5 protein-coding genes are annotated in these 9,080 nt (G+C 35.8%); 2 read left to right on the top strand and 3 right to left on the bottom strand.

Annotated elements, in window-relative coordinates; genetic code table 11:
• The 3 genes from F6K22_RS07405 to F6K22_RS07395 all read right to left on the bottom strand — a co-directional run.
• A partial coding sequence (locus tag F6K22_RS07405) for an AMP-binding protein (protein WP_293095271.1) occupies positions 1–2,032 on the bottom strand: 2,032 nt, incomplete at its 3' end.
• A 375-nt stretch (positions 2,033–2,407) separates the two neighbouring features.
• Positions 2,408–3,301, bottom strand: a complete 894-nt coding sequence (locus F6K22_RS07400) for a sulfotransferase domain-containing protein (protein WP_293095269.1) — start codon at positions 3,299–3,301, stop codon at positions 2,408–2,410.
• Positions 3,302–3,923: 622 nt separating this feature from the next.
• Entirely contained in the window at positions 3,924–4,361 is a 438-nt protein-coding gene (locus tag F6K22_RS07395) for a sulfotransferase domain-containing protein (protein WP_293095273.1), read from the bottom strand.
• Between the two features lie 828 nt (positions 4,362–5,189).
• On the opposite strand from F6K22_RS07395, the gene F6K22_RS07390 reads away from it, so the two are divergent.
• Both F6K22_RS07390 and F6K22_RS07385 read left to right on the top strand, forming a co-directional pair.
• Complete coding sequence (locus tag F6K22_RS07390; protein WP_293095267.1) at positions 5,190–6,557, top strand: MFS transporter; 1,368 nt, start codon at positions 5,190–5,192, stop codon at positions 6,555–6,557.
• 97 nt (positions 6,558–6,654) lie between these two features.
• On the top strand, positions 6,655–7,035 hold the full coding sequence (locus F6K22_RS07385) for a hypothetical protein (RefSeq protein WP_293095265.1): 381 nt from the start codon (positions 6,655–6,657) through the stop codon (positions 7,033–7,035).
• Positions 7,036–9,080 lie beyond the last annotated feature (2,045 nt).

Genomic DNA, 9,080 nt, shown 5'->3' with positions numbered 1-9,080 from the left:
TCTCAAAAATTAGTGTTGCTTTAAAAGAAGTTCCCAAACTATCTTGGAGAATATCGCTTAACTCAACAGTTGTCAGAGAATCTAATCCCATGTTAGTTAAAGGTTGTTCCCAATCTAATTGAGATGGATTTACTTGGAGAATATTTGAGATTAAAATCTGAAGATGAGATATTAGTAATTCCTGCCGTTTTTCGGGTTTGGTAGCTAAGAGGGTTTTTCGATCCAAGGTGGCTTGCTTTTCTTTTTCTTGCCGATCCAATTCTTGATAAATACTCTTGCCAACAACATCAAGACTTCCTTCTAGAAAACCTGCTTTGCAAGCATGGCGCTGAATTTTATTACTAGAAGTCTTAGGGATAGTTCCTGTTTTCAATAATAAAATTCCATAAACTTGTAACTGATGCTGTTGGGATACAGCTTGACGAATAGTATTAACCACCTGTTCTACATCTAGTTGTTCTAAGTAAGTTTCCTGAACTTCCTGAACAATAACCAGTTTTTCCTCACTTTCTACCTCTACCGAAAATGCTGCACCACAACTAGGTCGTAAAGCTTGATGACTTCTATCTACGGTTAACTCAATATCCTGGGGATAATGGTTACTACCTCGGATAATAATTAAATCTTTGAGACGACCAGTGACAAACAATTCATTATTGAGCAAAAATCCTAAGTCACCCGTCCTGAGAAACGGACCTTCGTTTGTCTCTCTTAAGTAATTTTGAAAAGTTTCTACAGTTGCTTCCGGTCTATTCCAATAACCTTGAGCAACACTAGGACTAGAAACCCAAATTTCTCCTACTTGGTTGCTTGAACATTCGGTTAAAGTTTCCGGGTTAACGATCAGAATTTTTTCATCTGAACCAGCACGACCGCAACTAACAATTTTTTGCGTACTTTCGCTCTCATCAGTTGCTACTCTAATCTGATTTTTAGTAAATTCAGATTTATCAATATTGAGAATAACTGGGGGTTCTGTTGTTAGCCCTAAACTAATACCCATAACACTCTCTGCCATTCCATATCCGGGAGTAAATGCTTGTCTGCGAAAGCCAGAGGGTGCAAAAGTAGAGGCAAAGCGATCGATAGTTTCTGCTCGAACAGGTTCAGCACCGCTCACAGCTAATTCCCAACTACTGAGGTCAAGCATTTCCCGTTCTTCGGGGGTTGTTTGGAAACAAACCAAGTCATAAGCAAAGTTAGGAGCTAAACTTTGAGTAGCTTTGTAACGAGAAATAGCTGTTAACCAACGCAACGGTTTTTGCAGAAAATCTAACGGTGACATTATTTTCACAGGAAAATTACCGTAGAGAGGTTGTAGCATTCCTACAACTAATCCTGTATTGTGACTAAAAGGTAACCAAGTTACTGTATGACTTTCAGCTGTTGTAGCAGACTGTTCGTAACCCATAGCCAAATTCTGGAGAATGTTCTGATGAGATAGCATTACCCCCTTTGGTTTTCCAGTTGAACCTGAAGTGTATTGCAGAAAAGCTAGGGTATCACCATTAATAGTAGGTTCTTGCCAATGCACCCCCATATTCTGAGCAATAATATTATTGCTGTCTAACAACTGCATTTTTGCCAGTGTAGAATTTTCGGCAAAGCGACCTTGTAAATAACCTAATAGAGGTGTGGTGGTAAGAACAAACTTTGCTTGAGCATCAGTAGCGATCGCTTCTAATCTAGAAATGGGTTGGTTGGGGCGGGGTATGGAGGCTGGTATAGCGATCGCCCCCGCATATAAACAGCCAAAAAATCCTGCCATCAATTCTAGTCCAGGGGGGTACAATAGCAAAACTCTTTCACCTTTAGCATCTAGGGACTGAAGATTAGCTGCTATTGCCTTGGCTTGTTTTTCTAATGTTTGATAGGTAAGACTATTTGTTTCTGTTTCACCATCTTGGAGAAAAGTAAAGGTTTTTTGCTCAGGTTTATTTAGCGTTCTATATTGTAGGAGGTCTATTAAAGTATTAAATTGCATATTATCTGGTAATTTTGTCAATTTATCAATATAAGGTGAATTAATCAAAGCATTAATTTCCCAATTGTATAGTTAAATGTAACATATTGTCAAATCAATTCTTAGAGATCTTCATTAATGGATAATGGATAATTGATAATGGATAATTACCTCTCCCTAAAAGGGAGAGCTAAGACTAAAAGGAAAAGATTTATTTCTCTTGGTTGATTGGATATGGCTAGGTTTCCTCAGCATCTCTCAACCGCTTTTTCCCCTTGAAAGGGGAGGCTTCAAGGCGCGAATTATCTAATTATTTAATTGTTTAATTATTAATTATTTCGGTAAATATTTATTTTGTCTAGAACTAATTGGGTATCTTCTTCAATCTTAAGTTTTTTCTGACTATGAACGCCACTCATTAAAGCCTCATGTCTTTCACCCATTCTAGTTCATTACTTCTGCTGAATTAATTCCAGGTAAAAATCCAGCATTTTTTACCCAATTAGCACATTCTGGTTCTAATTCTTCAGATATAATTATCTCATATCTTTTTAGCTGTTCAGTAGTTAATAAATTTTCCCAGCTACCATTCACTCCTTTGTTGATAAAAGTATTGGGTTTAAATACTCCTGATGGCTGAAACTTTTGCCAATTTAACTTCATATATTCTAGAGAACTTTTTGCTAAAATTATCTCTTTTTTTGACTTATTTATATCTAGATTGAGAAAATCAGAAATTATGTCAATTTCTTGAGATTTATCAGAGATTAAATTCTGATAGTGAACTAAAAGTACATTCGGTAAATTTCTCACCTGCCACCAACTTTTTATATGTTTCCAATAAGACCAATATTCAGCTTTATCCTCTTTTGTTTCTACCAAATCATCCCAAAAATATGAAAATTCTGGTAGATTTTCGTTGAAATATTTAGGCAAGAAAGATTTCTTATGATGATATAAAGATACTCCCACATCTCTGCCATCTCTTACTAAATAAATATATTTCCATTCTGGGTAATATGGCAAAGCTTCAAACAATAGATGACTTTTTAAAATTCTGGGACTTGGCAAACTTTCTATCCAAGATTTTTTATTTTCTGGGGGAGTAACAAAAATTTCTTCTACCCAGGAACTAATGTCATGGATAGATTCAAAATTATCATCATCATTAACAATTAGATTAACTATTTGTTGAGTTAAAGTTGTGCCTGATTTGTAACAGGAGCAGATGACAATATCAGTGTTTCTTGGCTGAATTAAATCCCATATTGTTGAATCGCGCATTTCGTCTTTTATTACTATCCGGTTTTGATGGAATGATTGATTGTTTGGCATCATAATTATTTTCTAAATTTTTCCTAGGTAGTTGATTGATAATTTTTCGATTATTCTTTTCAACAATTATATAGGTTTAATATCAAAAAATCAAGAGCATCAAAGGTTGATTAATTTTCCTTATAGATGTATGGCTTGTGGAAATTGCTTATCTAACTTTTAATGAATATAAATAATTCTCAAAATGTCAGCATTCAGCTATTAGGATTTAGCTATCATATGCATGAAATAATCAAGGAACGACCAGGGTTAGGTAATGACCAATTTAATTCATAGCTGTTAATTTTATTTGTGAGGAAAATTATCCTCTGGTACGATCGTGAGTTAATAACAAATAGCTGTTAAGGTAGTTCTTCCACAGGAAGCTAACTGATGGCTAACTGCTGAATGCTGAATGCTTACATCAAAATCAGGTGAACTAATCAAATGCTGTGGAATTAATTTCAGATAAAAATCCAGCATTTTTTACCCACTTAGCACATTCTGGTTTTAATTATTCAGATATAATTATCTCATATCTTTTTAGCTGTTCAGTAGTTAACAAATTTTGCCAGCGACCATTCACTCCTTTATTAATAAAAGTATTGGGTTTAAATATTCCGACTGGCTCAAATTTATCCCTATTTTACTTCATATATTCTATAGAACTTTTTGCTAAAACCACCTCTTTTTTTGACTGATTTATATCTAGATTGAGAAAATCAGAAATTCTGCCAATTTCTTGAGATTTATCAGAGATTAAATTCTGATAGTGAACTAAAAGTACATTCGGTAAATTTCTCACCTGCCACCAACTTTTTATATGTTTCCAATAAGACCAATAGTCAACTTTATCCTCTTTTGTTTCTACCCAATCATCCCAAAAATCTGCAAAATCTTCTGGTAAATTTTCATGGAAATATTTAGGCAATAAAGAGCCAAGATGATGATAGAAAGATACTCCCACATCTCTGCCATCTCTTACTAAATAAATGTATTTCCATTCTGGGTAATATGGCAAAGCTTCAAACAATAGATGACTTTTTAAAATTCTCGGACTTGGTAAATTTTCTATCGAATATATATTTTTTTCTGGGGGAGTAATAAAAATGCTTTATGGACAGATACTAATGTCATAGAGAGATTCAAAATTATCATCACCATTAACCATTAAATCAACTATTTGTTGAGTTAAAATTGTACCTAACTTGTAACAGGAGCAGATGACAATATCAGTATTTATGGGCTTAATTAAATCCCAGATTCTTGAATCCCGTCGTTCGCTTTTTATTACTATTCGGTTTTTCTGGAATGATTGATTATTTAGAGCATCACAATTATTTTTGAACTTTTTCCTAGCTAGTTGATTTATGATTTTTTGATTAATCGTCTAAATAATTAGAGAGGTTTAATATCAAAAAATCAATTAATTTAATAGAACCCTCCAAAAAGACCTTAGAGGTATTCAGTTGATAGTAGACATATTAGACCAAAATCAGTCATAGTAAGTTTTTTTCTAATTTTCTGATTTTTTCTCTATAATGAAAATTTTAAATATTACGACAATCAATCATTATCTGGGATAGTTGAGAAGATAATCAATCAAAATAATACCGTTAAAGTAGTAGGGGCTTGCTGGCCATTCGCCCGTACAAAACATCCATTAAGATTTAATAGACAGAAAACTTTGACATTACAATGATTTCAAGGGATGATTTGACATACGTTACTTTGAAACTATTTGTAACATCCTGAAAGTGAAATAGTATAACAAACCGCGATCGCATCATAATCACCTCATAAATCTCTCAATCTTAAGTAAATATAGAACTTAGTGTAATTTTTAATTCATCTGCCTAAAATGAAATATAATTTTATATTTTGCTCCCAAGGCCATAAACAATAAAACAAGATGAATCTCACCAAAAAAACTATTGCAGCCTTTGTCTCTCCTGGAATACCCCTTTCTGCTCTTGGCCTTCCTCTTCTAGTTTACCTTCCCCCATTTTATGCAGAAGAAATGGGACTTGGCCTTTCTGTGGTGGGCACAGTTTTTATGATTACCCGTTTCTGGGACGTTTTTACCGATCCAGTTCTTGGTGTTCTCAGCGACAGGGTAACAACTCCTCTAGGTCGTCGGCGCCATTGGATTATATTATCCGTTCCTATTTTAATGATTTGCGTTTACAAAGTATTTATACCGGAAGCACCAGTTACCTTCTTTTATCTTCTGTTCTGGATGCTGTTGTTGTATGTCGGTTGGACTCTGTTGAGTATCTCTCATATGTCTTGGGGTGCAGAATTATCATCAGATTATTATGAACGAGCGCGAGTTCAAGGTTGGCGAGAATTTGCTTTAGTTTTTGGTATGTTAGCTGTTTTGATACTTCCGACTATTCTGGAACAGACTGGAGGTGCTGATAGTGGAACTAAAGTTGCTGCTATGGGTTGGTTTACAATTATACTGCTGCCCATCACTGTAGCGATCGCTGTTAGTAATGTCAAAGAAAAACCTGTGGCACCGTCTTGTCAACTTGGTTTGTTCAAGTCAACCTCTCTACTGTTGAAAAATAAACTGCTAATACGAGTGCTACTAGCAAATTTAATGACTGGTCTTGCTCCGGGAATTGTTGGTTCAATCTACGTTTTTTTTCTAACTTATGTAATGCAACTAGGTGAATGGTCTAGTTTGATGCTCTTACTGTATTTTGTAGCTAGTTTTTGTGGAGTTCCTTTTTGGATGCGTCTTAGTTATAGGTTAGAGAAGCATCGAACTTTTGGTGTTGCTAAAATATATGGTTGTGTAATTCTTATCGGTTTATTGCTCGTTCAACCAGGAAACTTATGGTTGTATGCTTTAGTTAATATTCTTTTCGGCATCGAATCTGGTGCAGGAGCGTTTTTATTGCGCTCAATTATGGCAGACGTTACAGATCATGATAATTTGGAATCAGGAACCCAGCGTACAGGTCTTTACTATTCACTATTAACCATGACTACTAAAGTTGGTTCTGCTTTGGGAGTTGGAATGATTTATCCGATTTTAGATTGGATAGGTTTTGTTCCTGGGGGCGAAAATACTGCTGGAACAATTGAAGCACTTAAATATATATTTATTTGTGTACCTATTCCAATTAGTCTTTTAGCAGCGATCGTTATCTGGAACTTTCCACTAGATAGCACTCGACAAAAAGAATTACATCGTATGTTGGTAGAACGTGATTCTATGGTTAGTTCAAAAGACATCTCCGAAAAAGATATAGACTTTTTGTCAGAGTAGGCAACAGGAAAAACTTAAGAAATGAAAATTAAATAAGATCCAAAAATAGATAAAGTAATGATAGGCTGCTCTTTATACAAGTTAAACTTCTAATTCTATGAATCCTTATCCTGTGAAAGTAGAGCAACAAATGCAAAAACTATATCAGTCATTATCAGAAAAAGATCGTCGTCGTTATGGGGCAATAGAAGCGCTGAAACTGGGATGGGGAGGAATAAGTTATATTAGCTTACTATTTGGGTGTGACTACTACAAAATTCGGTTTGGGATAGACGAACTTGATGATGAATCAGCAATGAGCATGAGGGATATTCGTCCCAGTGGAGGAGGAGGCAAATCAGCGATGGAAACCATAGAAGGAATTGATGAGGCATTTTTGAAAGCCATTGCCGAACATACAGCAGGTTCACCAATAGATGAACAAGTCCATTTGACTTGCTTTGAATCGACAAGAAATTGCTCAACTATTGAAAGATGAAGGGATAACAGTGAGTGTTACAGTAGTTGACCAACTCTTGGTTAAACATAACTATCGTCAACGCAAAGGCCAAAAACCCTTGACACTCTTATGTATGAACATCCCCAACGCAATCAACAGTTTGAAAACATTGAACAGCTCAAAGAATCTTACCAACAGGTAGTTCAATAATTAATAATTAATAATTAATAATTAATAATTAATAATTAATAATTACCTCTTCTTAGAAACGGATAGGATTGACTAAAAGGATTTTTTTTCTTTTTTCTCCATGAATGGAGAGGCTTTATACCTTAATTTTTCGGTAATCCAGTATTGAGTATGGATACAAAAAAAAGAATTAATTGGGAACTTGTATCGGGAAGGAAAAATGTACACAACAGAGGAATTGCAAGTATTTGACCATGATTGGCACTCTTGAGTAAGGGGAGTAGCTATTCCACATGGCTTGTATGATCTAGCACTTAATGTTGGCTACATTCAGATTGGTACGAGCCATGATACCTGCGATCGCGTTAACATCCATATCATCTTATCACCTATTATAATCCATAACACACTCGAAGACTATTCGCGCTGTTCCGCGAATAGGCGAGGAATCTTAGCCCTCTCCTCCCTCTCCTCTGGGGTGTGTATCAAGATTCAACTGCGTCAAATCTTGATACACACCCCAGGGCAAAGGCATCTTATTTTGAAGTCCTGACAGGGCAAGAATTTTAGCTATTTAAATATTTATACTTATTGCTCCTATAAGCCTTAAGGACAAAAGCTTCCATTCTCAATAAGCATTTTCTTTGAGTTGAAGTATTTTTCAGTTGATTTGGTAAATACCCTTTCTGTATATAGCTTTCAGCTAGCTTATCACCCCGTGAGGTTAACTCCACTTGTTCCTTAAATCTAACTGCCCATTGATGATAGGGACAATACTCATCTTATCATTCCCACACTTTCTTGATGCACCCCAACAATAGTTTTGAGTTGCTTGGCACCCCGTGAAGTTTTAAGTCTAAAAAGTGCATAACCTGACTTGCATCAGATATATGTACTGCTAGAGGAAAGAACTTGATTCCTTTTCAACCAAGAGCTATCCCTAAGCATCTACCATCTAGGAGTTTGACTTTTACAGTGTTCGCTCTTAAGTGTGCTTGACATCTCCAGGGGTTGAAACACCATGCTGTGTGTGGTTAACCGACTGCAAAGATGAAGCAATAGCTTCCTGTCTCTGGGAATCTACTTATAAAGCGGTGTTGAGGCTATATTTTGCCTGAAAAATTGTTGAAGTCCCAGTAGTCAAAAGTGAAATCAGCAACGATATTAAGTTTTGATGCCGATTAAATTCAAGAGTCAAAAGCCTTTCATAGAAATACTTTTAGCATTTTTGGTACTGCTAACAGCTTCTAAGCGCATGAGGCAAGTTTTGAGGAGTTGCTCAGAAATTTTTTCTGCAAATCCTCAAAAGTGCATAACTTGACTTGCATCAGATATATGTACCGCTAGAGGAAAGAACTTGATTCCTTTTCAACCAAGAGCCATCCCTAAGCATCTACCATCTAGGAGTTTGACTTTTACAGTGTTCGCTCTTAAGTGTGCTTGACATCTCCAGGGGTTGAAACACCATGCTGTGTGTGGTTAACCGACTGCAAAGATGAAGCAATAGCTTCCTGTCTCTGGGAATCTACTTATAAAGCGGTGTTGAGGCTATATTTTGCCTGAAAAATTGTTGAAGTCCCAGTAGTCAAAAGTGAAATCAGCAACGATATTAAGTTTTGATGCCGATTAAATTCAAGAGTCAAAAGCCTTTCATAGAAATACTTTTAGCATTTTTGGTACTGCTAACAGCTTCTAAGCGCATGAGGCAAGTTTTGAGGAGTTGCTCAGAAATTTTTTCTGCAAATCCTCAAAAGTGCATAACTTGACTTGCATCAGATATATGTACCGCTAGAGGAAAGAACTTGATTCCTTTTCAACCAAGAGCCATCCCTAAGCATCTACCATCTAGGAGTTTGACTTTTACAGTGTTCGCTCTTAAGTGTGCTTGACATCTC

The organism is Okeania sp. SIO2F4 (assembly GCF_010672385.1).
GTDB lineage: Bacteria > Cyanobacteriota > Cyanobacteriia > Cyanobacteriales > Microcoleaceae > Trichodesmium.
The sequence above is the reverse complement of the archived record's forward strand: the minus strand, read 5'-3'. Positions and strand labels throughout refer to the sequence as shown.

What these genes read in the sequence shown, in the direction of transcription:
- F6K22_RS07400 (WP_293095269.1), bottom strand. Translation starts at nt 3,301, where the DNA reads ATGATGCCAAACAATCAATCATTCCATCAAAACCGGATAGTAATAAAA.
- F6K22_RS07390 (WP_293095267.1), top strand. Translation starts at nt 5,190, where the DNA reads ATGAATCTCACCAAAAAAACTATTGCAGCCTTTGTCTCTCCTGGAATA.
- F6K22_RS07385 (WP_293095265.1), top strand. Translation starts at nt 6,655, where the DNA reads ATGAATCCTTATCCTGTGAAAGTAGAGCAACAAATGCAAAAACTATAT.